General features: G+C 66.2%; 21 protein-coding genes. 4 read left to right on the top strand and 17 right to left on the bottom strand.

Translation table 11 applies throughout. The annotated features are described in order from the left end of the window. Positions 1-16: 16 nt before the first annotated feature. Positions 17-1,432, bottom strand: a complete 1,416-nt coding sequence (locus tag J2W36_RS05575; protein ID WP_307688690.1) for an MFS transporter — start codon at positions 1,430-1,432, stop codon at positions 17-19. 4 nt (positions 1,433-1,436) lie between these two features. Next, the gene (locus J2W36_RS05570; protein WP_307688689.1) at positions 1,437-2,645 is read right to left on the bottom strand and encodes a multidrug effflux MFS transporter; all 1,209 of its coding nucleotides are present in this window, start codon (positions 2,643-2,645) and stop codon (positions 1,437-1,439) included. 191 nt (positions 2,646-2,836) lie between these two features. Here J2W36_RS05570 and J2W36_RS05565 point away from each other — a divergent pair, with 191 nt between their 5' ends. Continuing rightward, positions 2,837-3,337 carry a hypothetical protein gene (locus J2W36_RS05565; RefSeq protein ID WP_307688688.1) on the top strand — a complete coding sequence of 167 codons (501 nt, stop codon included), beginning with the start codon at positions 2,837-2,839 and terminating at the stop codon, positions 3,335-3,337. Positions 3,338-3,359: 22 nt separating this feature from the next. On the opposite strand, the gene J2W36_RS05560 is transcribed toward J2W36_RS05565, so the two are convergent. Then, entirely contained in the window at positions 3,360-4,286 is a 927-nt protein-coding gene (locus J2W36_RS05560; protein ID WP_307688687.1) for a LysR family transcriptional regulator, read from the bottom strand. A gap of 78 nt (positions 4,287-4,364) precedes the next feature. Here J2W36_RS05560 and J2W36_RS05555 point away from each other — a divergent pair, with 78 nt between their 5' ends. From J2W36_RS05555 to glgX, 3 genes are all read left to right on the top strand, one after another. After that, positions 4,365-5,540, top strand: a complete 1,176-nt coding sequence (locus tag J2W36_RS05555) for an MFS transporter (protein ID WP_307688686.1) — start codon at positions 4,365-4,367, stop codon at positions 5,538-5,540. A 39-nt stretch (positions 5,541-5,579) separates the two neighbouring features. Continuing rightward, a complete protein-coding gene (locus J2W36_RS05550; protein WP_307688685.1) occupies positions 5,580-6,611 on the top strand; it encodes an aldo/keto reductase in 1,032 nt (343 codons plus the stop codon). Between the two features lie 172 nt (positions 6,612-6,783). Then, positions 6,784-8,964: a glycogen debranching protein GlgX gene (gene glgX / locus J2W36_RS05545; protein ID WP_307688684.1), complete on the top strand. Its 2,181-nt coding sequence runs from the start codon at positions 6,784-6,786 to the stop codon at positions 8,962-8,964. Between the two features lie 49 nt (positions 8,965-9,013). On the opposite strand, the gene J2W36_RS05540 is transcribed toward glgX, so the two are convergent. From J2W36_RS05540 to J2W36_RS05475, 14 genes are all read right to left on the bottom strand, one after another. Beyond that, positions 9,014-9,919 (bottom strand): SDR family oxidoreductase, encoded by a 906-nt coding sequence (locus J2W36_RS05540; RefSeq protein WP_307688683.1) that lies wholly within the window; start codon positions 9,917-9,919, stop codon positions 9,014-9,016. Positions 9,920-9,965: 46 nt separating this feature from the next. After that, the gene (locus tag J2W36_RS05535) at positions 9,966-10,901 is read right to left on the bottom strand and encodes a glutathione S-transferase family protein (RefSeq protein WP_307688682.1); all 936 of its coding nucleotides are present in this window, start codon (positions 10,899-10,901) and stop codon (positions 9,966-9,968) included. A gap of 59 nt (positions 10,902-10,960) precedes the next feature. Then, the gene (locus J2W36_RS05530) at positions 10,961-12,601 is read right to left on the bottom strand and encodes an isovaleryl-CoA dehydrogenase (RefSeq protein WP_307688681.1); all 1,641 of its coding nucleotides are present in this window, start codon (positions 12,599-12,601) and stop codon (positions 10,961-10,963) included. A 22-nt stretch (positions 12,602-12,623) separates the two neighbouring features. Next, positions 12,624-13,640, bottom strand: coding sequence for an NADP-dependent oxidoreductase (locus J2W36_RS05525; RefSeq protein ID WP_307688680.1), 1,017 nt, complete (start codon positions 13,638-13,640; stop codon positions 12,624-12,626). A gap of 52 nt (positions 13,641-13,692) precedes the next feature. Then, positions 13,693-14,145 carry a PaaI family thioesterase gene (locus tag J2W36_RS05520; RefSeq protein ID WP_307688679.1) on the bottom strand — a complete coding sequence of 151 codons (453 nt, stop codon included), beginning with the start codon at positions 14,143-14,145 and terminating at the stop codon, positions 13,693-13,695. Between the two features lies 1 nt (position 14,146). Continuing rightward, positions 14,147-14,941: an SDR family oxidoreductase gene (locus J2W36_RS05515; protein ID WP_307688678.1), complete on the bottom strand. Its 795-nt coding sequence runs from the start codon at positions 14,939-14,941 to the stop codon at positions 14,147-14,149. After that, on the bottom strand, positions 14,938-15,144 hold the full coding sequence (locus tag J2W36_RS05510; RefSeq protein ID WP_307688677.1) for a hypothetical protein: 207 nt from the start codon (positions 15,142-15,144) through the stop codon (positions 14,938-14,940). Before J2W36_RS05510 ends, J2W36_RS05515 begins: the two co-directional genes overlap by 4 nt. Beyond that, a complete protein-coding gene (locus J2W36_RS05505; protein WP_307688676.1) occupies positions 15,144-17,000 on the bottom strand; it encodes an acyl-CoA dehydrogenase in 1,857 nt (618 codons plus the stop codon). The genes J2W36_RS05510 and J2W36_RS05505 overlap by 1 nt, the downstream gene beginning before the upstream one ends. A gap of 137 nt (positions 17,001-17,137) precedes the next feature. Continuing rightward, complete coding sequence (locus J2W36_RS05500) at positions 17,138-18,313, bottom strand: acetyl-CoA C-acyltransferase (protein ID WP_307688675.1); 1,176 nt, start codon at positions 18,311-18,313, stop codon at positions 17,138-17,140. Between the two features lie 32 nt (positions 18,314-18,345). Next, the gene (locus tag J2W36_RS05495) at positions 18,346-19,824 is read right to left on the bottom strand and encodes a M20 family peptidase (RefSeq protein ID WP_307688674.1); all 1,479 of its coding nucleotides are present in this window, start codon (positions 19,822-19,824) and stop codon (positions 18,346-18,348) included. A 13-nt stretch (positions 19,825-19,837) separates the two neighbouring features. Then, positions 19,838-21,943 (bottom strand): 3-hydroxyacyl-CoA dehydrogenase NAD-binding domain-containing protein, encoded by a 2,106-nt coding sequence (locus J2W36_RS05490; protein ID WP_307688673.1) that lies wholly within the window; start codon positions 21,941-21,943, stop codon positions 19,838-19,840. 220 nt (positions 21,944-22,163) lie between these two features. Then, positions 22,164-22,859: an ABC transporter ATP-binding protein gene (locus tag J2W36_RS05485; protein WP_307688671.1), complete on the bottom strand. Its 696-nt coding sequence runs from the start codon at positions 22,857-22,859 to the stop codon at positions 22,164-22,166. 1 nt (position 22,860) lies between these two features. Further along, the gene (locus J2W36_RS05480; RefSeq protein ID WP_307688670.1) at positions 22,861-23,628 is read right to left on the bottom strand and encodes an ABC transporter ATP-binding protein; all 768 of its coding nucleotides are present in this window, start codon (positions 23,626-23,628) and stop codon (positions 22,861-22,863) included. Further along, positions 23,625-24,935 carry a branched-chain amino acid ABC transporter permease gene (locus tag J2W36_RS05475; protein WP_307688669.1) on the bottom strand — a complete coding sequence of 437 codons (1,311 nt, stop codon included), beginning with the start codon at positions 24,933-24,935 and terminating at the stop codon, positions 23,625-23,627. Before J2W36_RS05475 ends, J2W36_RS05480 begins: the two co-directional genes overlap by 4 nt. Positions 24,936-24,939: the final 4 nt, after the last annotated feature.

The raw sequence follows: 24,939 nt of genomic DNA, 5'->3' as shown, positions 1-24,939 counted from the left end.
AGGAAAGACCCGCAGCTTAATGGCTCGGCACCGGCGTTCGTAGACGAAGGCTGCTGAAGACCCCTGCGACCGCGGCACAAATCGACGCAAGCACCAGCGCAATCACCGGCCCACGTCCGTGGTGCGGACTCCAGACGCTGAAAATGCCGGCCAGCAGCACGGCCCCAATCGTCTGGCCCGTCAGCCGCGCCGTGCCCAGCATGCCGCTGGCCGCCCCACTGCGGTGCGCAGGCGGTGCGCTGACGATGGTGTGGTTGTTCGGCGACTGGAACAGACCGAAACCCGCGCCGCACAGCGCCATGCGCCAGACGATGTCCAGGTTCGACGGCTCGGCGGGCAAGGCTGCCAGCAGCGCCAGGCCCGCCGCGAGCAACCCGAGCCCGATGCCGCCCAGCAGGCCGTCGGGGTAACGGCCGATCAACCGCCCCGCGATCGGGGCGAACACCACGATGGCCAATGGCCAGGCGGTGATCAACAGGCCGGCCTGGATGTGCGTGCGGCCGTAGACATCCAGCAGAAGGAAGGGCAAGGCGATGTACGACAGCATCTGCGCGCAGAAAGCCGCCACCGACGTGCCCATCGACAGCGCAAAGACCGGGATGCGCAGCAAATCGACCGGAAACAGCGGCAGACTCAGCCGCGTCTGTCGCCGCAGGTAGAAAGCACCCACCGCGAGACCGGCCAGCAGCGTCAGCCAGGCCGACCAGCCCCCGCCCTGCCCGGAGTCGCTGCGCACGCCGAGCCGGTCGGCCCCCACGAAGATCAGCGCGAACATGGCGATGTTCAATGCCACGTCCAGCAGTGAGAAACGCGAGCCCCTGGCCGGCGCCGCCGTATTGAAGGGCAATGCGCGCCATCCCAACGACAGCACCAGCACGCCCAGCGGCACGTTGAGCGCGAAGAGCCAGGGCCAGGACGCCACCGACAGGATGGCCGCGGCCACCGACGGCCCTGCCACCGACGCCGTGGCCACGACCAACGAATTGATCGCCATCCCGCGGCCGAGCTGCGCCGAAGGAAAGATGAGCCGCACCAGCGCGGCATTCACGCTCATGATGCCGGCCGCGCCCAACCCCTGGAGTGCGCGCGCCACGATCAAGGTCTCCAGCGAATGCGCAAAAGTAGCACCCAGAGATGCCACGGAGAAAAGTGCCACGCCGGCCAGGTAGATGCGCCGAAAGCCCACGAGATCCCCCAGCGACGCCAGCGGCAGCAGCATCACCAGGACTGCAAGCTGATAGGCATTGACCACCCAGATCGACTGCGCCGCGCTGGCGTGCAGCTCGCGTGCGATGCCGGGCAGCGCCAGGTTCACGATCGTCCCGTCGAGCACCGCCACGGCGATGCCCAGGATGATGACCAGCATCGCGCGCTGGCGTTGCGGCGACGGCAGACCGTCGCTGGCCGTTTTCTGTGGGGAGGTCTGGGTCATTCGATCAAGGGTTGAAACAGGCCTGCTGGGGCCGCGTCCGCCCGAGCGTGAGCCACGTGAGCACGAGGGCAATCAGCGCACCGGCAGCCATGCCCGCGACCATCGGCAGCGGACGGCCGTCGGTGAACATGCCGACCACGGCCATGACCACCGCGCCGGTGAGCATCTGCAGGGTGCCCAGCAGCGCCGAAGCGGTGCCCGCAATGGCGCCGTGCCGCTCGAGCGCCAGCACCGACGTGGTCGGGATCACCAACCCCATGAAGCCGCTGGCAATGAAGTACAGCACGATCAGCACCCAGAGCCGGTCGCCGCCCGCCGCGAAGAAAGCGAACATGAGGACCATCACGACGGCGCAAGCGCTCACCGCGCCCTTGACCACCCGTACCAGACCGAAGCGTTCGCCCAGCGCGCCAGTGAACTGCGACACGCCGATGAACGCCGCTGCGTTCACGCCGAACGCCACGCTGTACATGGCAGGCGACAGGCCGTAATGGTCGATCATCACAAAGGACGAGTTGGCCAGGTAGGTGAAGAAGCCGGCCATCGCGAAGCTGCCGATGAACACCAGCCCCAGGTAGTGGCGGTCACGCAGCAGCAGGCCGTAGGCGGCAAGTGCCCCACGCAGGCTGCTCTCGACCCGCTCGCTGGCCGGGCGCGTCTCGCGCAGCGAGGTCGCCACCAGCACCAGACCGGCCAGCGCGGCAATGGTCACCGACCAGAACACACCGCGCCAGCCTGCGAAGGCGATCACCAGGCTGCCGGCGAGTGGGGCCAGGATCGGCGAAACGCTGAACACGAGCATCAGCAGCGACATCAGCCGCGCCGCGTCGTTGCCCGTGTGAAGATCGCGCACCACCGCTCGCGGAATGGCCATGCCGGCGGCCGCACCCAACCCCTGCACGAAGCGCAGCGCGATCAGCGTGTGGATGTCGGTGGCCAGCGCGCAACCCACGCTCGCCACAGCGAACAGCACCAGCCCGACATAGAGTGGCGGCTTGCGGCCGAACATGTCCGACACGGGCCCATAGAACGGCTGGCCGATGCCCAGCGCGATGAAAAAAGCCGTCAGGCTCATCTGGACCGCGCCGATCTGCGCCCCCAGGCTGCTGCCGATGGCTGGCAAGGCCGGCAAATACATGTCGATCGCGAAAGGCCCGATGGCCGAGAGCAGGCCGAGCACGAGCGCGACCCTGAAAAAAGGCGAGGAAGTCATAAGGCCATTGTCGCCAAGGCGTCAAAAACGTGCCCGGCGCCGTTTGGAGGCGCATGTGATAGGCGCTCGACGGATTGTCGCCGCCCTCTTCACGCTGGCCCGCCCGAATGAAGGCCAGCGCCGTAGGACAGCAGCGTGACGTGGAGCCCGCGCAGCCGCAAGCGCACAGTGGCCCGCTACCATCCGGCGCCATGAAGCTGATCTCGCGTCTTTTCGCCCTCGTCCATGCGTTCATGGCCCTGATGTTCGCCTGTGCGGCGCTCATGCTCGTGGTCATCGCCGTGCAGATCGGGTGGGCGGCCTTTGCGGGTGACCTGGACCGCGCGGCGGCCGAGGTGATCATCGAGGCGGTCGGCCTGCTCGCCGCAGCGGTGGTCGCCCTGCAGATCTCACAGACCATTGCCGAAGAAGAGGTGGTGCGCGAAGCGCACATCAGCGCCCCCACCCGGGTGCGGCGGTTTCTCTCGCGCTTTCTCATGGTGATCGTGGTGGCCGTGGCGGTCGAGGCGCTGGTCGCCACGTTCAAGGCGGCAGACGAACCCGCGCACCTGATCTACGCGGCTGCACTGATGGCGTCCGCCGCGTTGCTGCTGGCCGGCTGGGGCATCTTCATCCGGCTGAACCGGTTCGCCGAGGAGCTGGAGCCCGAGGCCATGGAAGAAGCCAAGCGCGAAGACCGCAAGGTCGACTGAGCCGGCCGCCCTGCAGCGCCGTTCAGGCGCTGGGGTCGGCGCGCGGATGCAGGCGCACCGCCTCCACCAGAAAGTCGAGCACGGCGCGCACGCGCGAGGGCAACCGCCCGGCCTTGCCCAGGTAGACCGCGTGGATCGGCTCCACGTCGCGTGGGTTGAAGTCGTCCAGCAACTCGACCAGGCGCCCGGCGTCCAGGTCGCTGCCCACGTGATAGAGCGACAGCCGTGCGATACCGGCACCGGCGAGCGCGAGATGGCGCAGCGCCTCGCCATCGGACGCCCGCAGCGTGCCCGACATGGGCAGGTGGACGAGCTTGCCGTCCACGCGCAGTGGCCAGTCGGCCACCGTGCGGCGGTAGTTCCAGCCGAGCCGGCTGTGCAGGGTCAGTTCCTGCGACGTTCGCGGCGTTCCGTGGCGCGCCAGATAGCCCGGCGAAGCGACGATGGCCTGCATCGTCTGCCCGAGCGGCCGCGCGACCAGATCGGAAGCGGGCAGCCGGCCCCAGCGGATCGCGATGTCCGCGCGCTCGTCCATCAGGTCGACCACCCGGTCCGTCAACGTCAGATCAATCCGCAACTCGGGATGCCGTTCGAGCAGTTGTGGCAACAAGGGAATCAGCACATGCGTGCCGAACGACACGCTGGTGTTGACGCTGACACGCCCGCGCGGTGCAGCGCCGGAACCCGCACAACGCTCTGCCTCGTCCATGTCGGCCAGCACGCGCACGCTGCGCTCATAGAACTCACGGCCTTCCACGGTGAGCTGCAGCTTGCGCGTGGAGCGGTGCACCAGCTGGATGCCCAGGCGGATCTCGAGACGGCCCACCAGCTTGCTCACCGCCGAAGGTGTCAGGCCCAGCACCCGCGCGGCGGTGGAAAAGCCCCCGCGGTCGACCACCTGCACGAAGGCTTCCATTTCACCGGAACGGTTGACATCGGTGCGAGGCATGAGTGAATTCAATTCACAAGTGATGGTCTTGGCGGCATTCTAGTCACAGGCCTCATTCACCGCGACAGTACGTCGATCATGCCTGTTGCTCTTCTTGCCCTCACCGCCGGTGCCTTTGGCATCGGCACCACCGAATTCGTGCTCATGGGCCTGCTCACGCAGGTGGCGGCCGATCTGCGGGTCTCCATCGCGGCGGCCGGCCTGCTTATTTCGGGCTACGCGCTTGGCGTGGCGGTCGGCGCGCCGGTACTTACCATCGCCACCCGGCGTCTGCCGCGCAAGACGGTGCTGCTGGCATTGATGGCGATCTTCACGCTCGGCAACCTGGCCTGTGCGCTGGCGCCCACCTACGGCTGGCTGATGGCGGCGCGCGTGGTCACGGCGCTGGCCCATGGCACGTTCTTCGGCGTCGGTGCCGTGGTCGCGACCGGGCTGGTGCCGGCCGAACGGCGCGCCTCGGCGATCGCGATCATGTTCACCGGACTGACCGCCGCAACCGTGCTGGGGGTACCTGCGGGCGCCTGGCTCGGGCTTCAGTTCGGTTGGCGCGCCTCGTTCTGGGCGGTGACGCTCATCGGCGTGCTGTCGCTGGCAGTGCTGGCCGCCTTCGTGCCACACAGTCGACCCGAGACGCCCGCGCCTTTGGGCGACGAACTCGCCGTACTGGTACGTCCGCAGGTGCTGCTGGGACTGGCCATGACGGTGGTTGGCTATGCGGGCGTGTTCGTTGTGTTCACCTATGTCCAGCCGCTGTTGACGCAAGTCACCGGCCTGTCGGACGGCGCGGTGTCGGCCGTGCTGCTGCTCTTTGGTGGCGGCATGGCGGTCGGCAACCTGCTGGGCGGAAAGTTGGCCGACCGCGATCCGATGCGCGCGGTGTTGGGCACGCTGGCCGCGCTCACCGCAGTGCTGGCATCGATGCCGTTCGCCATCGGCACGCCCCTCACCGCGATCGTGTTCTTCGGCGTGTTGGGCGTTGCGTCTTTCGCGACGGTGGCGCCGCTGCAGGTGCGGGTGCTGGAGAAGGCCAGCGGTGCCGGGCAGAACCTCGCCTCGAGCCTGAACATCGCCGCATTCAATCTCGGCAATGCGATCGGCGCCTGGCTTGGCGGAATGACCATCGCGCATGGCCCTGGACTCGGCGCGCTGGGCTGGGTGGCGGCACTCGTCACGCTGGCGGGCCTGGGCGTCGCGGTGTGGAGCCGCCGGCTCGACAGGCGGCCGTGCAGGTTGGACGCACGACTTTCGACCTGATCTTTCAACAAACAACCGAACAGACTAAGGAATATCTCCATGGAATACCGCTACCTCGGCCGCTCCGGCTTCAAGGTCCCTGCCCTCGGCTTCGGCGCCGGCACCTTTGGCGGCCAGGGGCCCCTGTTCAGCGCATGGGGCAACACCGACGTGGCGGGCGCCCGGCGCATCGTCGACATCTGCCTGGAGGCCGGTGTCAACCTGTTCGACAGCGCGGACGTGTATTCCAGCGGCGCCTCCGAGTCGATCCTCGGCGCGGCGCTCAAGGGGCGCCGTCAGCAGGCCATCATCTCGACCAAGCTCACGCTGCGCAGCGGCGACGGCCCCAACGACGCCGGCTCGTCGCGCCACCACCTGCTCGAAGGCGTGGACGCCGCGCTGCGACGACTGGACACGACGCACATCGATATCCTGCAGTTGCATGCGTTCGACGCGATGACGCCCGTCGAACAAGTCCTGGGCACGCTCGACGACCTGGTGCGTGCGGGCAAGGTGCGTTATGTGGGCGTGTCGAACTTCTCGGGTTGGCAGCTCATGAAATCGCTGGCCGCTGCCGACCGATTGGGCTTGCCGCGCTACGTGGCCCACCAAACCTACTATTCCCTGATCGGGCGCGACTACGAGTGGGAACTGATGCCGCTGGGCATCGACCAGGGCGTCGGTGCGGTGGTCTGGAGCCCGCTGGGCTGGGGCCGGCTCACCGGCAAGATCCGCCGCGGCCAGCCACTGCCGGCGGGCAGCCGGCTTCATGAAACGGAGGGCTTCGCGCCACCGACCGATGCACAGCGCCTGTACCGGGTGATCGACGCCATGGACGCCGTGGCCGAAGAAAACGGCAAGACGCTGCCGCAAATCGCGCTGAACTGGCTGCTGCAGCGCCCCACCGTGGCGAGCGTGCTGATCGGCGCGCGCGACGAAGTCCAACTGCGCCAGAACCTCGGCGCGCTGGGCTGGCAGCTGACGCCCGCGCAAATGGCGCGCCTGGACACCGCCAGCGCGGTGACCCCGCCCTACCCCTATTACCCGTACTGGAACGGCCAGTTCGCCGAGCACAGCCCTGCGCCCGTCTGACTGGGCGATCGGCGCCAACAAAAACGCATCGCCTGGCACCCGCAGGCGGCGCCGATGCTGCACTGCGCAATTCGCCTACGACGCAACGGGCGGGCGTCCCTGGGCCGGAGGCGGTGCAGCGCCGATGATGTCGGCTGCGTTCCACCCAACTCCAGCCAGCATCCACCATTCCATGACCGACACCTATTCGATCGAAGAGGGAACTTCCCACCCGCGCGGCGCCAGCTACACCGGCGACGGTGTCAATTTCGCGATCTTCTCTGCCCATGCGACCCGGGTCGACGTGTGCATCTATGACGAAAGCGGTACCGAGGAACTCGCCCGCCTGACCTTGCCCGAATACACCGACGAGGTGTGGCACGGCTTTGTGCCCGGCCTGAAGCCCGGCGCACGTTACGGCTACCGTGTGCATGGCCCTTACGAACCGCTCAACGGCCACCGCTTCAATCCCAACAAGCTGCTGATGGACCCGTATGCCAAGGCGCACATGGGCGAACTGAAATGGGGCCCCGAGCTGTTCGGCTATACGGTGGGACATCCCGACGCGGATTTGAGCTTCGACGAACGCGACAGCGCGCCCTTCGTGCCCAAGTGCGTGGTGGTCGATTCGCAGTTCAACTGGACGCCGACCGCCAAGACGCTGGTCCCCTGGGAAAAGACCATCTTCTACGAGACGCACGTACGGGGCTTCACCAAGCGCCACCCGGCCGTGCCCGAACACCTGCGCGGCACCTTTGCCGGGCTGGCGCAGGACGACGTCATTCGCCACATACGCGAATTGGGCGTGACCAGCGTCGAACTGCTGCCCATCCAGATGTTCCTCAACCAACCCTTCCTCACGGACAAGGGCCTGACGAACTTCTGGGGCTACGACACGATGGGCTTCTTTGCGCTCGACCCGCGCTTTTTGGCCGAGCCGACCATCGACGAGTTCAAGAACATGGTCAACCGTTTCCATGAGAACGGCCTGGAAGTGATCCTGGACGTGGTCTACAACCACACGCCCGAAGGCAACGAACTCGGCCCCACGCTGTCGTTCAAGGGCATCGACAACAAGAGCTACTACCGCCTGATGCCCGACGAGGCCTCCGGTGGCCCCGGTGCGCGCTATTACATCAACGACACGGGAACGGGCAACACCGTGAACCTGAGCCATCCGCGCGTGCTGCAGATGGTGACCGACAGCCTGCGCTACTGGGTGACCGAGATGCACGTCGACGGCTTCCGCTTCGACCTGGCAACCATCCTGGCACGCGAGCCGCACGGCTTCGACGAAGGCGGCGGCTTCCTCAAGAGCTGCCGGCAGGACCCAGTGCTCTCCAGCGTCAAGCTCATTGCCGAGCCTTGGGACATCGGCCCGGGCGGTTATCAGGTCGGCGGATTTCCGCCGGGCTGGGCTGAATGGAACGACCAGTTCCGCGACAACGTTCGCGCCTTCTGGAAGGGCGACGAAGGCATGGCGCCCAAGCTGGCGCAATGCCTCACGGCCAGCGGCGATCGTTTCAACCACCGCGGCCGCCGGCCTTGGGCGAGCGTCAACTTCCTGACGGCACACGACGGCTTCACCCTGGCCGATACCGTGCGCTACAACGACAAGCACAACGATGCCAACGGTGAAGACAACCGGGACGGACATTCGGACAACCGCTCGTGGAACTGCGGCGTCGAAGGCCTCACCGACGATGAAGACATCAATGCGCTGCGCGCCCGCCAGCAACGCAACATGCTGGCCACGCTGCTCTTTGCGCAAGGCACGCCCATGGTGCTGGCCGGCGACGAGTTCGGCCGCACGCAGAACGGCAACAACAACGCCTACTGCCAGGACAACGAAATCTCGTGGGTCGACTGGAACATCGACGAGCGCGGCCAGCAACTCAACCGCTTCGTGCAGCGCCTGACGCTGCTGCGCAAGTCGCTGCCTGTGCTGCGCCGCGGGCGTTTCCTGACCGGCGACTTCCAGGAAGGGGCGCAGGTCAAGGATGCCACCTGGCTGCTGCCCAACGGCGACGAGATGGACGGCGCCCACTGGGACGACGGCCTGACGCGCAGCTTGGCGCTGCTGCTCGAAGGCACGGCACAGGTTTCGGCCATCGCGCGGCCCGGCGCTGACGCGAGCGTGCTGATGATCCTCAACAGCTGGCAGGATGCGATCGACTTCAAGCTGGCGCCGCGCGCGGACGGCGTGCAGTGGACGCGCCTGATCGACACCACCCTTGACCAGCAAGAGTGCGCCGACTTCGCGCCCGGAGCCACCTACACCGTGACCGGGCGGTCGCTGCTGCTGTTCGTCGCCTCCGGCGAACCGCAGTCAGCGGACTCAGTCCAAGAACTGCTGCAAGCACTGGGGGCCTGAGCCCGCCCACCACTGCCTCGCTGCCCAGCTACCCAACTGCCCTGGAGCCTCAGGCTTCGCGCAGTTGGGCGCGCAGTTTCTCACCGATGTCCGGCCGCTCCAGGAAAGGGTCGGACGGGTTCTTGCCCTCGACAATGCTCTCCATGCGTGCACGCACGTTGCCCAGCGCCTTCGGGTGGCTGTACACGTAGAACTGGTTGTCGCTGATCGCCGCGAAGACCTTGTGCGCCACTTCGGCCGCGCTGATCTTGCCGCTGCTCACGGCCTTGTTGCTCATGGCCTGGCCAATGAGCTGGCTCTTCGTGAGCTCACTCTCGGCGGGTGCGTTGGGGCGATTGCGTTCACTGCGCGTGATGCCGGTCGGCACGAAATACGGGCACAGCAAGCTCGCGCCGATCTGGTCGGTGACCAGCGCCAGATCCTGGTACATGGTTTCCGTCAGGCTCACGACCGCCGCCTTGGCCGCGTTGTAGATGCCCATGTTCGGCGGCGTCAGCAGGCCGGCCATGCTGGCCGTGTTGGTGATGTGGCCGCGGTACGACGGATCTTGCGCCGCCGCAGCGAGCATCATGGGCGTGAACAGGCGCACGCCGTGGATCACGCCCCACAGGTCGACGCCGAGCACCCATTCCCAGTCGGCCACCGAGTTTTCCCACACCAGGCCACCAGCGCCCACGCCCGCGTTGTTGAACACAAAGTGCGGCGCGCCAAAACGTGCCTGCACGGCTGCGGCGAGCGCCTCCATCTGCGCCGCATCGGCCACGTCGACCTTGCGCGCGAGCACCTCCACGCCCAGCGCTTTCATCTCGGCCTCGGCCGCATCGAGCGCGTCCTGCTGCACGTCGACCAGCACGAGGTTCATGCCACGCGCCGCGCCGATGCGCGCGCATTCGAGGCCGAAGCCCGAACCCGCGCCGGTGAGTACGGCCGTCTTGCCGTGAAAATCCTGAATCATCTTTTGTCTCCTTGAAGGTTCTGTGAAATCGGTGCGTGGCGCTGGGTCACTCGGCCTTCTTCAGCACGAATCCGATGCGCGGGAAATGCACATGCACCGTGCCCGCGCGCGGGTCGGTGCGCGCCAGCGTGTAGTGCATGCGCGATGCCGAGATCAGCGTACCGGCCGTCTCCTCCAGCCCGAAGGTCTCGGCGCGCACGGTCACGGCGCTGCCCAGCGCAATGCCGTGCTCGTCCTGGAAGGTGCTGTCGCTCAGCAGCGACTGCGGCGTCGCGGCCCGGGCCATGTCGATGGCCTCGGCCGAGGTCAGTTTGTCGAAGCTGCCGTGGCCGATGGCCGCCATGCGGTCCATCCAGTCGCCGACCGCAGGCGTCAGGTCCAGGATGCCCTTGACCGCGTTCATCCGGCGTGTGTACCAGAGCGGGTGGTAGGCCGCGAAGTCGGTGATGCAGGGCACGCCGCCCAGCAGGAAGGGCTTGTCGTCGAGCATGTCCGACAGGCGGCGCAGGTAGGACTTGTAGGCCGCAGTGGCATCGCCCGGTCGCAAGCGTGTCATGCCCGAGCCGGTCATCTTGCCGCGGTCTTCGGAGAACGCCTTGGCGGCCTCGGGGGGCGCGTTGGCGAACATCTCGGCTGCGCCCTTGGGCTGCAGGTTGTAGGCCATCGCGGCCCAGAACAGCGTGCTGTCGGCCCATTGCGCCAGGATGCGCGACATGCCCTTTTCGGGCTCCGGGTACAGCGTGGGCAGGGGTTGCAGGTGTTCCAAGACGTCGCAGATCAGGGCGGTGTCGCAGTAGATGTCCGCGCCGATCTGCAGCACGGGCGTCTTGCGGTAACCACCGGTGAGGGCCTCCACGTCGGGCTTGGGCATGATCGGCGGAATCAGCACTGATTTCCACGGCAGCTTCTTGTGGCCGAGGATGAGGCGCATCTTCTCCGAGAAGGGCGAATTGGGGTAGTGGTGCAGGATCAGGTCGGTCATCGTTGGGGTCCGGTCGTGAGGTGGAGACGGGTTGGGGACGGCCTGGAAGCTGGCCTGGGTCAGCGGGGCTGGGCGCGCTGGAGGATGGCGTCGAAATCGTTGTGCGTGCCGAGCGTGCCAAAGGCATGCCCCCAGTTGCCGCCCAGGCGTGAATCGCAGAAAGAGGCGGCAACGGCACCCGGTGCGGTCTGCGCGAGCAGCGCGGCCTGCATCGCCAGTGCCACGTCCTGCACGAGCCGGCGGGCTTCGGTGTCCGAGGCCATGGCCTCGATGCGTGCGGGCAAGGCGTCGGCAATGCGATCCAGGGCCGCATGCTGCCCGCGCGCCGGTGCAAGTTCATGGGCCAGCGCAGCGACGGCATCGCCCTTGCGCAGGCCGCGCAACAGATCGAGCGCCATGATGTTGCCGGCGCCTTCCCAGATGGAGTTCAGTGGCATCTCGCGGTAGATGCGAGCCATCACGCCCTCGCCGCCCTCCTCCACGTAGCCGTTGCCGCCGAGACATTCCATCGCCTCCTGGGCAAAGTGGCTGCCGCGCTTGCAGATCCAGAACTTGGCGACGGGCGTCAGCAGGCGCGCCATCAGGCGTTCATGGTCGTCGCCCGGATGGTCGAAGGCGCGCGCCAGGCGCATCGCCAAAGCGGTCGAGGCCTCGCTTTCGAGCGCCAGGTCGGCCAGCACGTTCTTCATCAATGGCTGCGCAATCAAGGGCTTGCCGAAAGCCTGTCGCTGCGCGGTGTGATCCAGCGCAAGACTCAGCGCCTGGCGCATGAGGCCGCTGGTGCCCAGCGCGCAATCGAGCCGCGTCATGGTGCCCATCTCGAGGATCTGCGGCACGCCACGGCCCTCCTCGCCGACGAGCCAGGCGCTCGCACCGTGGAACTCGACCTCCGAACTCGCGTTGGCCTTGTTGCCGAGCTTGTCCTTCAAGCGCTGGATGTAGATGGCGTTGCGCGTGCCGTCGGGCAGCACACGCGGCAGGAAAAAACAGCTCAGGCCGGCGGGCGCCTGCGCGAGGATCAGGAAGGCGTCACACATGGGCGCCGAGAAGAACCACTTGTGGCCTGTGATGGCGTAGCGTTCGCCCCAGGCATCATTGCCTTCGCGCATGGCCGCCGTGGTGTTGGCGCGGACATCGGAGCCGCCCTGCTTTTCCGTCATGCCCATGCCCATGGTGACGCCGGGCTTGTTCTCCAACGGCGCCAGTGCCGGGTCATACGAGAGACTGGTGAGCTTGGGGCCCCAGTCAGCGTAGACCGCCGCGTTGCCTCGCAATGCAGGCGTGGCGGCATAGCTCATGGAGATCGGACAGAGGATGGAGGGCTCCAGCTCGGTGAAAAGCATGAAGCCGGCCGCGCGCTGGACATGGGCATGCGCCTGGGTACTGCCCCAGGGCGCGCCGTGCAGGCCCGCACCGACCGCCGCACCCATCAGCGCGTGGTAGCTCGGATGGAATTCCACCTCGTCGATGCGCCGGCCGAAACGGTCGTGCGTGTGCAGCTGCGGCCCCTGCGCGTTGGCCAGGCGCGCATGCCGCTGCATATCGGCCGTGCCAACCTTTGCGCCCAGCGCATGGAGCGCGTCCGTGCGCAACTGCGGCGCGTTGAATGCCAACGCGTCGCGCAGCGGCCGGTTCGTCTCGAACAGGTTGTAGCCCACCAGCGGAGCGGGCTGGTTGAAGACCTCGTGCGTCGTGGACATCGCCGGCCTCCTGTGGTTTGATTCAGATCAGCTTGACCAGCTGCTTGCCGAAGTTCTTGCCCTTGAGCAGCCCGAGAAACGCTTCGGGTGCCGCTTCGATACCCTGCGCCACCGACTCGCGCGGCTTGAGCTTGCCGCTGGCCACCAGCGCGCCCAGCTCGGCCAGCGCTTCGGGCCAGACCTCCATGTGCTCGCTCACGATGAAGCCTTCGAGCTTGATGCGGTTGATGAGGAACAGTGCAGGGTTCGCCAGCGGCAGCGGCGCGCCGTCGTAGCCGGCGATCATGCCGCACAGCGCGATCCGGGCGAATGCGTTGCAACGCAGCAGCACCGCGTCGAAGATGTAGCCGCCGACGTTCTCGAAGTAGCCGTCGATGCCTTGCGGGCAGGCTTCCTTGAGCGCTGCGCTCATGCTTTTGACGTCGGGGTGCTGGCGGTAATCGATGCAGGCGTCGAAGCCCAGCTCTTCGGTCACGTACCGGCACTTGTCCGGACCGCCGGCAATGCCGACCACGCGGCAGCCGCGCGCCTTGGCCAGCGCACCGAAGGCGCTGCCCACGGCGCCACTGGCCGCGGTGACGACCACGGTCTCGCCCGCTTTCGGCGCAATGATCTTCACAAGGCCGTACCAGGCGGTCACCCCCGGCATGCCAACCGCACCCAGGTAATGCGACAGCGGCACGTGCGTGGTGTCGACCTTCTTGAGCGAGCCGGGCACGGCCGCGTCGACCACGCTGTACTCCTGCCAGCCACCGAAACCGACCACCTTGTCGCCGGCCTGGAACTTCGGATGCTTGCTCTCGACCACCTCGCCGACCGTACCGCCCTGGAAGACGGCACCCGTCGGCTGGTTGGCGGTATAGCTCTTGGAATCGTTCATGCGGCCGCGCATGTACGGATCGAGGCTCATGTAGTGGTGGCGCACCAGCACCTGGTTGTCCTGCAGCGCGGGCGTTTCGACCGTGACGAGCTTGAAGTTGGACAGCGACGCCTCGCCTTCAGGGCGGTTGTCGAGATGGATCTGGCGGTTCGTGGGCATGAGGGCTCCTTGAGTGCGGAAAGATGGGAAGACCGTCAAACGGCCGCTGGGTTCAGTCGGTCGAGGGCGGCCGTTGCGCGTTGGCGCTGGCCGGCCCGGTCGGCAAGCGGCGCTTGACGTATTTGAAGGTACCGGTCGCATGGGCGCACAGGCGTCCCTGGTCATCGTAGATCCCGGCTTCGGTGAAGGCCAGCGTGGCGGTGCGGTGCATGAGCCGGCCGCGCGCGGCGAGCGGGCCGACCGAGGGTCGCATGAAGCTGGTCTTCATCTCGATGGTGACGACGCCGACCTCCGGCGTCTGGCTGCGCGCGGCGGCGGCCATCGTGATGTCGAGCAGCGTCATGCAGGCGCCGCCGTGCGTCACGTCGAAGGTGTTCAGGTGCTCGGGTTTGGCGGTGTAGCGGATCTCCGATTCACCATCTTCGAACTTCGTGAGCTCGAAGCCCAGATGCCGGGCGAACGGAATCTGGCTGGTGTATGACCGCACGTTGATATCGTCGCTCATGCTAGGCGCCCAGAACCACGCTCACGCCGCCATCGACGGCCAGCCACTGGCCGGTGATGTGCTTGCCGGCGTCGCTGGCGTACAGCAGCGTGATGCCCTTGAGGTCTTCCTCGTCGCCCAGGCGGCCGAGCGGCGCGCGCGCGGCCATCTCCTGCTCGCCCATGCTCTTGATCAGGCCAGCGGCCATCTTCGTCATGAAGAAACCCGGGCAGATCGCATTCACGTTGATGCCGTAGCGGCCCCATTCGGCAGCCAGCGTCCGGGTGAAACCGATCACTGCTGTCTTGGAGGTGTTGTAGGCCAGCGTCTGCATGGCGGGCGGGTTGCCGTTGAGGCCGGCAATCGACGCGATGTTGATGATGCGTCCGGCTTTCTTCGGGATCATGTAGCTGTTGGCCACCTGCTGCGCCAGGATGAAATAGCCGCGCACGTTCAGGTTCATCACCTTGTCCCAGGCTTCGACCGGATGGCTTTCGGCGGGCGAGCCCCAGCTCGCACCCGCGTTGTTGACCAGGATGTCGATCGCGCCCATGCGCTCGAGCGTCTGGGTGGCCAGGCGACGGGTGTCTTCTTCCTTGCCGCAGTCCGCAGCGATCCAGCGCGCATCGATGCCCGCGGCCTGCAGTTCAGCGGTCGCCTCCTCCAGGTCGTCGGCCTTGCGCGAGCTCAGCATGACACGCGCGCCCGCCTCGCCGAGTGCGTGGGCCATCTGGAGGCCGAGGCCGCGCGAGCCGCCGGTGATGAGCGCGGTCTTGCCGGTGAGATCGAACAGTTGCTGCACGTTGCGGGGAGTCATGGCTGGTCTTTCAGGCGAGAGCGAACAAAAATGAGGATGAAGCCGATCACGGCCACCACGACGCCGGGCACGGCGATGGTCCAGCCGAGGGCGGGGTCGGTACGCCCGGTGGCGATACCGAGAATCAGAGCGAAAAGTCCGCCGTAGATCAGGATCCAGATCCATTTCTCCAGCGTTGCATGCGGCTTGGCCTGCTGCGTCATCAAAAAGCGTCCTCGGGCAGTGCCGTGCAGGTCGGGTCCCGACGCTCCACGACCTGGAGCCAGGCACCGATCTTCGGCAGTTCATAGTTGAAGAAGTAGGCGGTCGCACCCAACCGGCCGGCCGTCGCGGGTGCCGTGCCGGCCGCGTCGCACTCCAGCGACCGCAGCGCCACGTCGAGCCAGATCCAGGCCAGGACGGTGTGACCGAACGCCTGCATGTAGGGTACCGCGTTGGCGAGCGCCTCCTGCGGATTTCCCGTCGCCCATGCGGCCTTCGTGGCCGAACCAACGCGTGCCAGCGCCTCGCCGAGCGCCTGCGCGTGGGCTGCGAAGGCGGCGACGCCCGCGGCGCGCGCCATGGTGGCCTGCATGCGCGCGGCCAGCAACTGCAGGCCGCGCCCGCCTTCCATCAGCACCTTGCGGCCCAGCAGGTCGGCCGCCTGGATGCCGTGCGTGCCTTCGTGGATCATGTTCAGCCGGTTGTCGCGCCAGTACTGCTCGACGGGGAAATCGCGGGTGTAGCCGTAACCACCATGAACCTGGATCGCCAGCGAGTTGGCCTCAAGGCACCATTCGCTCGGCCAGCTCTTGGCGATGGGCGTCAGCACCTCCAACAGCAGGCGCGCATCGTCAGCGGCCTGCGCGTCGCCCGTCTTCTGCTCGTCGACGAGCCGCGCGCAATAGAGTTCGAGCGCCAGGGCGCCCTCGCAATAGGATTTCTGCGCGAGCAGCATGCGGCGCACGTCGGCATGCTCGATGATGCGCACCTGCGGGCTCGCCGAGTCCTTGACGACCGCGCTGGCGCCCTCGGCCGCCGGCTTCTTCACCAGCCGGCCCTGCGGGCGGGTCTTCGCATAGTCGAGCGAGGCGTAGTAACCCGCCATGCCGAGCATCGCGGCGGCCGTACCGACGCCGATGCGCGCCTCGTTCATCATGTGGAACATGCAGTGCAGGCCCTTGCCCACCTCGCCCACCAGATAGCCGACCGCACCCGCCTTGCCATCGACCGGGAACCTGCCTTCGCCGAAATTCAGGAGCGTGTTGGTCGTCCCGCGCCAGCCCAGCTTGTGGTTCAGGCCGGCGAGCGCGACGTCGTTGCGCACACCCGTGAGCGCACCGCCGGTATCGACCATCTTCTTGGGCACGATGAACAGAGAAATTCCCCGCGTACCCGGCACCAGCTTGCCGTCGGCATCCGGAATCTTGGCCAGCACGATGTGCACGATGTTCTCGGTCAATTCGTGGTCGCCCGACGAGATCCACATCTTGTTGCCGGTCAGCCGGTAGCGCGGACCGAGCGGGTCGCTCTGGAAGTCCACGCCATCGGGCACGGCGCGCGTGGCGACGTCGCTCAGACTGGAGCCGGCCTGGGGCTCGGACAGGCACATGGTGCCCGACCAGCGCCCGGAAAATTCATTGCGCGCGAACACCTCCTGCTGCATCGCCGTGCCATGCACCATCAGCAGATTGGCGTTGCCGCTGGTGAGCATGCCCGAGCCGATGCTCACCGATGCCATCGCGAAGAAGCTGTTGGCCGCCGCCTGCAACGTGTAGGGCAGCTGCATGCCGCCGATGTCGTAGTCCTGCGCAGCGCTCAGCATGCCCGACTCGACGAAGGCCTTGTGCGCATCGTGCGTGGCCTGCGGCAGGATCACCTTCTCGCCGTCGAAGTGCGGCTCCTGCGTGTCGACGATGCGGTTGCTCGGCGCGTACTTGTCGCGCGCGATGCGCTCGCAGGTGTCGAGCACCGCGTCGAAGGTCTCGCGCGAATGGTCCGAGAAACGTTCGCGCTCATTCAGTGCGGCGGCATCGAGCCAGTCGTAGAGCAGGAAGTCGAGGGTGGGACGAAGGCTCATTGCAATCTCGTGACGGCGCCGGCAAAACGCCGGCCGATTTGCTAGGAACACCGCGGCCCCGGCTTTGCCGGGCCGCTGGTGTTGCCCCCGCAAGGGGGTGGCACAGCGGACACGAAGTGCCGCGTAGCCAGGGGGAGTTACAGGACTTCGAAGACGCCCGCTGCGCCCATGCCGCCGCCGATGCACATCGTCACCAGCACCTTCTTGGCGCCGCGGCGCTTGCCTTCGATGAGCGCATGGCCCGTCAGGCGCTGGCCGCTCACGCCGTAGGGATGGCCCACGGCGATCGCGCCACCGTCGACGTTCAGGCGATCGGCCGGAATGCCCAGCTTGTCGCGGCAATAGATCACCTGCACGGCGAAGGCTTCGTTGAGTTCCCACAGGTCGATGTCGTTGACCGTGAGGCCCAGGCGCTTGAGCACCTTCGGGATCGCAAACACCGGACCGATGCCCATTTCGTCGGGCTCGCAGCCTGCGACCGCAAAGCCGAGGAAACGGCCCAGTGGCTTGAGGCCTCGCTGTTCGGCGTACGTCTCGTCGACGATCACGACTGCGCCGCCGCCATCGGAGAACTGGCTGGCATTGCCCGCCGAGATCAGGCCGCCCGGCATGGCCGGACGGATGCCGCTGATGCCTTCCTTGGTGGTGCCGGCACGGATGCCTTCGTCGTTTTCGACGGTGACCTCCTTGGTGCGCAGACCCATGACCGGGTCGGCCACACCGGCCGTGACGGTGATGGGCGCGATTTCTTCCTTGAAGCGGCCGGCCTCGAGCGCGGCCGTGGCCTTCTGCTGGCTGGCTGCGCCGTACTCATCCATCGCGTCGCGGCCGATGTTGTAGCGCTTGGCGACCTGCTCGGCCGTCTGCAGCATGTTCCAGTAGATCTCGGGCTTGTTCTTCACCAGCCAGGGATCGGCCAGCATGTGCTTGTTGGCTTCGTTCTGCACGCAGGAGATGCTCTCCACGCCGCCAGCCACATACACCTCGCCCTCACCCGCGATGATGCGTTGCGCCGCGGTGGCGATGGTCTGCAGGCCCGACGAGCAGAAACGGTTGATGGTCATGCCGGACGTGGTGACCGGCAGGCCCGCGCGCAAGGCAATCTGGCGCGCAATGTTCGAGCCGGTGGCGCCCTCGGGGGTGGCGCAGCCCATGATCACATCATCGACCTCGGCGCCGTCGATGCCGGCGCGCGACACCGCGTGCTGCACTGCGTGGCCACCGAGCGTGGCGCCGTGCGTCATGTTGAAGGCACCCTTCCAGCTCTTGGCGAGCGGCGTGCGGGCGGTGGAGACGATGACGGCGCGGGTCATGGGGAAGTCCTTTGGAAAGCGGAAGGAAAGGATTACTGCGGCAGCGCGGGCGAACCCGTGCTGCGCAGCAACTGGTGATAGAACTGGATCATCTCGCCGTAGTTCGAGACCGCCAGACGTTCGTTGGTGCCATGGAAGCGCGCGAGGTCCTCGGACTTTGCGCGCAGCGGCGAAAAGCGGTACACGGCATCGCTGACAAGACTGAAGTGCCGCGAATCGGTCGCCGCCGTCATGAGGCCGGGCGCGACCACGGCGTCCTGGAACACCGACCGCACGGCCTGCTGGATCGCCGCGTAACCCGCGCCGGTGGTAGGCGACACAGGCGACGGCTCGGCATTGCCCGGGTAAGGCTTGATGGCGATGCGGTCGTTGCCCAGCGCGCTGCGCAGGTGTGCCTCCACGCTCGCCAGCGTGTCGCCCGGCAGCAGCCGGAAGTTGACGGCGGCCTCGGCGCGTCCGGGAAGCACGTTGTCCTTGTTGCCGGCGCGCACGATGGTCAGCGCGGTGGTGGTGCGCAGCATGGCATTGCTGCTCGGGCTTTTCTCGAGCTGGCTGCGCACCAGCGGTCCGGTCAGCCACAGGTTGGACAGGAGCACGCGATTCACGGCGCTCATCTCGGGCGCCAGGGCGCCGAACATGTCGCCGGCCACGCCCTGCAGGCGTGCGGGCATCGGTGTGGCTTCGAGCCGTACAAGCGCTGCGCTCATCTCGCCAATCGCGCTGTGGGCGGGGGGCATCGACGAGTGGCCGGGGGCGGTATCGAGCGAGAGGAAAAAAGTGCCGTAGCCTTTCTCGGCAACGCCGATCAGCGCGGCGGGCTTGGAAAGACCCGCAAGAACGCCATCGAGCACCAGCAGGCCTTCATCGAGCACCCAGTCGAGCCGCACGCCGCGCGACTTGAGCAGCTCGGCAATCGGCAGCGCGCCGCGCAATCCGCTGACTTCCTCGTCGTCGCCCATCACGAGATACACCGTTTGGCGGGGGCGAAAGCCACTGCCGATCAGCAGCTCGATGGCCTCCATCTGCGCAAAGAGATTGCTTTTGTTGTCCAGCGTGCCTCGGCCCCAGATGAAGCCGTCCCGCACCGCACCGGAGAACGGATCGACGCTCCACATTTTCTCGGTGCCGGGTGCGATGGGCACCACGTCCTGGTGTGCCATCAACGCCACGGGCCGCGCCGCGGGGTCGGAACCTGCCCAGGTATAGAGCAACGCCTTCTGGCCGATGACCTCGCGTTTGAGCGTGGCGTGGACCTTGGGAAACTGCGCCGCCAGATAGGCATGGAGCCGATCGAACTCGGCATTGCTCTGCGCCGCGTCGTCCAGACTGGAGACCGTGCGAATGGCAATGGCACCCCCCAGGCGTTGCGCCGCCGCCGGCAGATCGACGGCCAAGCGCGGCGCAGCCGCCACCGCCAGCTGGCGCGACGGGTGGCGCCAGGTCTGGATGGCCAGCGCGGCAGCCAGCGCAAACAGCGCCAGCAGCACGGCAAGAAAGGCCCGCTTGAACACGATCGGCTGCGCCTCAGCTGAACTGCTTGCCTTCGGCCACCAGGCGCTGGATCAGCGCGGCGGGTTGCCAGAAGCTTGCGTCGTCGCGGGGGTTGCGGGCAAAGCGCTTCATCGTTTCGGCCACGTTGAACAGGCCGACCTGGCTCGCGTAGTGCATCGGGCCGCCGCGCCAGATCGGAAAGCCGTAACCCGTCAGGTACACCATGTCGATGTCGCCCGACTTGCTCGCAATGCCGTCTTCCAGGATGTGTGCGCCCTCGTTGACCAACGCATACACCAGGCGCTGAACGATCTCGTCGTCGGAGATCTTGCGCGGCGCGATGCCTTCGTCCTTGCGGTGCTGCTCGATCAGGTCCAGCACCACCTGGCTCGGGATCGCATCGCGCTTGCCGGCCTGGTAGTCGTACCAGCCCGCGCCGGTCTTCTGGCCGAAGCGGCCGAGTTCGCAGAGCTTGTCGGCCGTGCGGCTGTACTTCATGTCGGCACGCTCGGTCGCGCGGCGCTTGCGGATCGCCCAGCCGATGTCGTTGCCGGCCAGGTCGCCCATGCGGAACGGGCCCATCGCAAAGCCGAACTTCTCGATGGCCTTGTCGACCTGCTGCGGCGTTGCACCTTCGTCGAGCAGGAAGCCGGCCTGGCGGCTGTACTGCTCGATCATGCGATTGCCGATGAAGCCATCGCACACGCCCGAAACGACGGCCGTCTTCTTGATCTTCTTGGCCACTGCCATGACCGTGGCCAACACGTCCTTTGCAGTGTCCTTGCCGCGCACGACTTCCAGCAGTTTCATCACGTTGGCCGGGCTGAAGAAGTGCATGCCGACCACGTCCTGCGGACGTTGGGTGAAAGCAGCAATCTTGTCGACGTCCAGCGTAGAGGTGTTCGATGCCAGGATGGCGCCCGGCTTGGCCACGCGGTCAAGCTCCTTGAACACGGCCTCCTTGACACCCAGCTCCTCGAACACGGCTTCGATCACGAGGTCGGCATCGCCCAGCTCGTCGTAGCTCAACGTGGTGCTCAGGAGAGCCATGCGCTGCTCGTACTTGTCCTGCTTGAGCTTGCCCTTCTTGACCTGCGCCTCGTAGTTCTTGCGGATGGTCGCAATGCCACGGTCCAGCGCCTCCTGCTTCATCTCCAGGATCTTGACCGGAATCCCCGCATTCAGGAAATTCATCGAGATGCCGCCGCCCATGGTGCCGGCACCGATGACGGCCACGCTCTTGATCTCGCGCTTGGGGGTGTCTTCGGCCACGTCGGGAATCTTGCTCGCGGCGCGTTCGGCCACGAACAGATGGCGCAGCGCCAGCGACTCGGGCGTGAACATGAGCGCGGTGAACAGGCGGCGTTCCTCGGCCATGCCCTGGTCGAACTTCATCTTGGTTGCAGCCTCGACGGCATCCACGCATTTGAGCGGCGCCGGGTAGTTCTTCGACATGCCGCCGACCATGTTCTTGGCAAACTGGAAGTACGCGTCGCCCAGCGGGTGCTTGCATGGCAGGTTGCGCACCAGCGGCAGCGCATCGCCGGTCTTGCCAGCCACCGACTTGGCCAGCTGCATGGCATCGTCGAACAGCGCTTCGGGCGAGGCCGAGAGCTTGTCGAACAGTTTCTGCCCAGGCAGCGCGGCGAGCATTTCGCTCTTGACGGCCTCGCCACTGACGATCATGTTGAGTGCCGTTTCGACACCGAGGACACGTGGCAGGCGCTGCGTGCCACCCGCACCGGGAATCAGGCCGAGCTTGACCTCGGGCAGTGCAATGCTGGTGCCGGGTGCAACCACCCGATAGTGGCAACCCATGGCGAGCTCCAGCCCACCGCCCATGCACACCGAATGGATGGCCGCGACGATCGGCTTGGCCGAGGCCTCGAGCGCCAGGATCACGCTCAGCAGATTCGGCTCCTGCGTGGCCTTGGTGGTGCCGAACTCCTTGATGTCCGCGCCGCCCGAAAAGGCCTTGCCCGCGCCGGTGATCACGATCGCGGCGACGGCGTCGTCGGCATTGGCCTTCGACAGCCCCTCGGTAATGGCCACGCGGGTCGAAAAACCGAGGCCGTTGACCGGAGGATTGCTCAGCGTGATGACAGCGACATCGCCCATCACTTTGTATTCAGCCGTCATGCTGCGTTCCTTAAAAACGTTGGAAAGAAAGAATCGGGAGGACATCGTGGCGCCATCACGGCGGCAGAGGCCGTACCGCTATGCGGCGAACCGGCCGGCTGCAACAAAAAGCACGAGTGTTCTTTTTTGTGAATTCTAGGCGTTTCGCGCGTCCGGGCAATGACCTCTCAGTCACTGCCGGGACAAAGCGCCCACCCTGCGGCCAAGCGTCAGGGAGTGTCTAGACCTCGAGCCATTCCTTGCGCGTGGCAGCGTCTGCCCGCAGGCTGTCGGGCGTACCGTCGAACACGATGCTGCCATGGCCCATCACCAGCACACGATCGGAGATCTGCATGGCGATCGTCAGCTTCTGCTCGATCAGCAACACCGAAATGCCCCGGTCCTTCAGCCGCTTGAGGTATTCGCCCACCAACTCGACGATCTTGGGCGCCAGGCCCTCCGTCGGCTCATCGATGATGATGAGGTCAGGGTCACCCATGAGCGTGCGGCACAGCGTCAGCATCTGCTGCTCACCCCCCGACAGCACGCCGGCCTCGGTGTGCTGTCGCTCCTTGAGCCGCGGGAACATGGTGTACATGTCCTCGAAAGACCAGCGTGCCTGCTTCTTGCCACTCTTCTGCCCGAGCATCAGGTTCTGGTGCACCGTGAGCTTGGGGAAAATGTCGCGGTTCTCCGGCACGTAGCCGATGCCCAGGTGCGCGACCTCGTAGGCCTTGCTGCGCAGGATGTCCTTGTCTTTCCAGCGCAGCGTGCCTTCGGCATGCACCAGCCCCATGATGGCCTTGGCGGTGGTCGAGCGACCCGAGCCGTTGCGCCCGAGCAGCGCGACGATCTCGCCCGGCCCGACATCGAAGCTCACGCCATGCAGCACGTGGCTCTTGCCATAGTAGGCATGGACGTCTTGTAGTTTCAGCATCTCAATGACCTCCTTGCGCATCGGCGACGGCCGATCCGAGGTACGCCTCCTGGACACGCGCATTGGCGCGCACGGCCGCCGGTGTGTCGAAGGCGATCACCTCGCCGTACACGACCACTGCGATCTTGTCGGCCAGGCCGAAGACCACCCCCATGTCATGTTCCACCGTCAGCAGCGTCTTGCCCACGGTCACGTGTTTGATGAGCGCGATGAAATGCGCCGTCTCGGTCTTGCTCATGCCCGCGGTCGGCTCATCGAGCAGGATGACGTCGGCGCCACCGGCGATGGTCACGCCGATCTCCAGGGCGCGCTGCTCGGCGTAGGTGAGGTTCACGGCCAGCACATCGCGCTTGCGCTCGAGGCCGACCTGCCGGATCAGCGCCTCGGTGCGTTCGTTGGCATCGTCGAGCCTGGAGAGAAAGCGCAGGAAGGTGTACTTGTAGCCCAGGCTCCAGAGCACGCCGCAGCGCAGGTTCTCGAACACGCTGAGCTTGGGAAAGATGTTGGTGATCTGAAAGCTGCGCGAGAGGCCCAGGCGGTTGATCTCGTACGGCTTCTTGCCGTTGATGCGCTGTCCGTTGAGCAGCACGTCACCACTGGTGGGCGTCAGGCGCCCGCTGATCAGATTGAACAGTGTCGACTTGCCCGCGCCGTTCGGTCCGATGATGGCGATGCGTTCACCCGCGTTCACCGCCAGCTGCGCGCCGCGGATGATTTCGGTCTTGCCGAAATTCTTGCGCAGGTCCTTGAGTTCCAGTGCGTAGGTCATGCAGCCTCCCTGCGCTTGATTTCGGCTTCGATGTATTCCTGTGCGTGGCCCCATGCCAGCACAAAGCGCCTGCGCACCAGCTCCATCAGTACGCCACCCACCACCAGCAGGGCAACGGACACGCTCCAGCTCGTGGGCTTGGAGGTGTCGAGCAGGAAGCCGAAGAACGGCAGTTCGGGGCCGAGGGCCGCGTTGAGCTGCATGTGATAGATCATCTCCACGATGGCGGCCGCCCCGGCGACCATGACCGCACCGGTGACCAGCAACCCCGCATACAGCGCCCAGAAAGGTTTGAAGCGACCGAACTTGGCCACGCGCAGGTTCATCATGATCAGACTGGCCACGCCACCGGGCGCGAACATCACCATGAACAGGAACACCAGCCCGAGGTACAGCAGCCAGGCCTTGCTGAGCTCCGACAGCAGAATCGACGCGAACACCAGCAGCACCGCGCCAATGATCGGCCCGAAGAAGAAGGTCGCGCCGCCCAGGAACGTGAACAGCAGGTACCCGCCCGAGCGGATGCCGTTGAGGCTGTCGGCCGCATTCACGATCTCGAAGTTGATGGCTGCCAACCCGCCACCGATGCCGGCGAAGAAGCCGGCGATGATGAACGAGAAGTAGCGCACGCGCTGCGTGTTGTAGCCGATGAATTCGACGCGCTCCGGGTTGTCGCGCACCGCATTCAGGATTCGCCCGAGCGGCGTGCCGGTGAAGGCAAACATCAGCGCCGTGCAGATGAAGCAGTACACCGCGATCAGGTAGTACACCTGGATCTGCGGTCCAAAGGTCAGTCCCAGGAAGGGCGTTCCATACACGCGGTTGGTAGTGATACCGCCTTCACCGCCGAAGAAGGTCGGGAACATGAGTGCCATCGACGCCACCAGTTCGCCGATGCCCAGCGTGATCATGGCGAAGGTGGTGCCCGACTTCTTGGTTGTCACGTAGCCGAACAGCGTCGCGAAGAACATGCCGCCCAGGCCGCCGACCAGCGGGATGAGGAGCAACGGCACCGGCAGGCTGCCCTTGGCGGCCAGATTCATGGTGTGGATGGCGATGAAGGAGCCCATGCCGGTGTAGACCGCGTGTCCGAAGCTGAGCATGCCGCCCTGGCCCAGCAGCATGTTGTAGCTCAGGCAGATGATGATCAGGTAGCCGATCTGCGAGAGCATGGTGAGCGCGAGGCTGCTGCGAAACAGCATCGGCGCCACGATCAGGGCGATCGCGAACAGCGACCAGATCACGGCCCGGCCGATGTTCCAGGGCTTGAAGCGGTAATAGTCTTTGGTCAGGGAGGCAGTCGTCATGGCG

The organism is Variovorax ginsengisoli (assembly GCF_030811835.1).
GTDB classification, from domain to species: Bacteria; Pseudomonadota; Gammaproteobacteria; order Burkholderiales; family Burkholderiaceae_C; genus Variovorax; species Variovorax ginsengisoli_C.
Note: the sequence above shows the minus strand (reverse complement) of the source record. Positions and strands in the feature narration are given on the sequence as shown.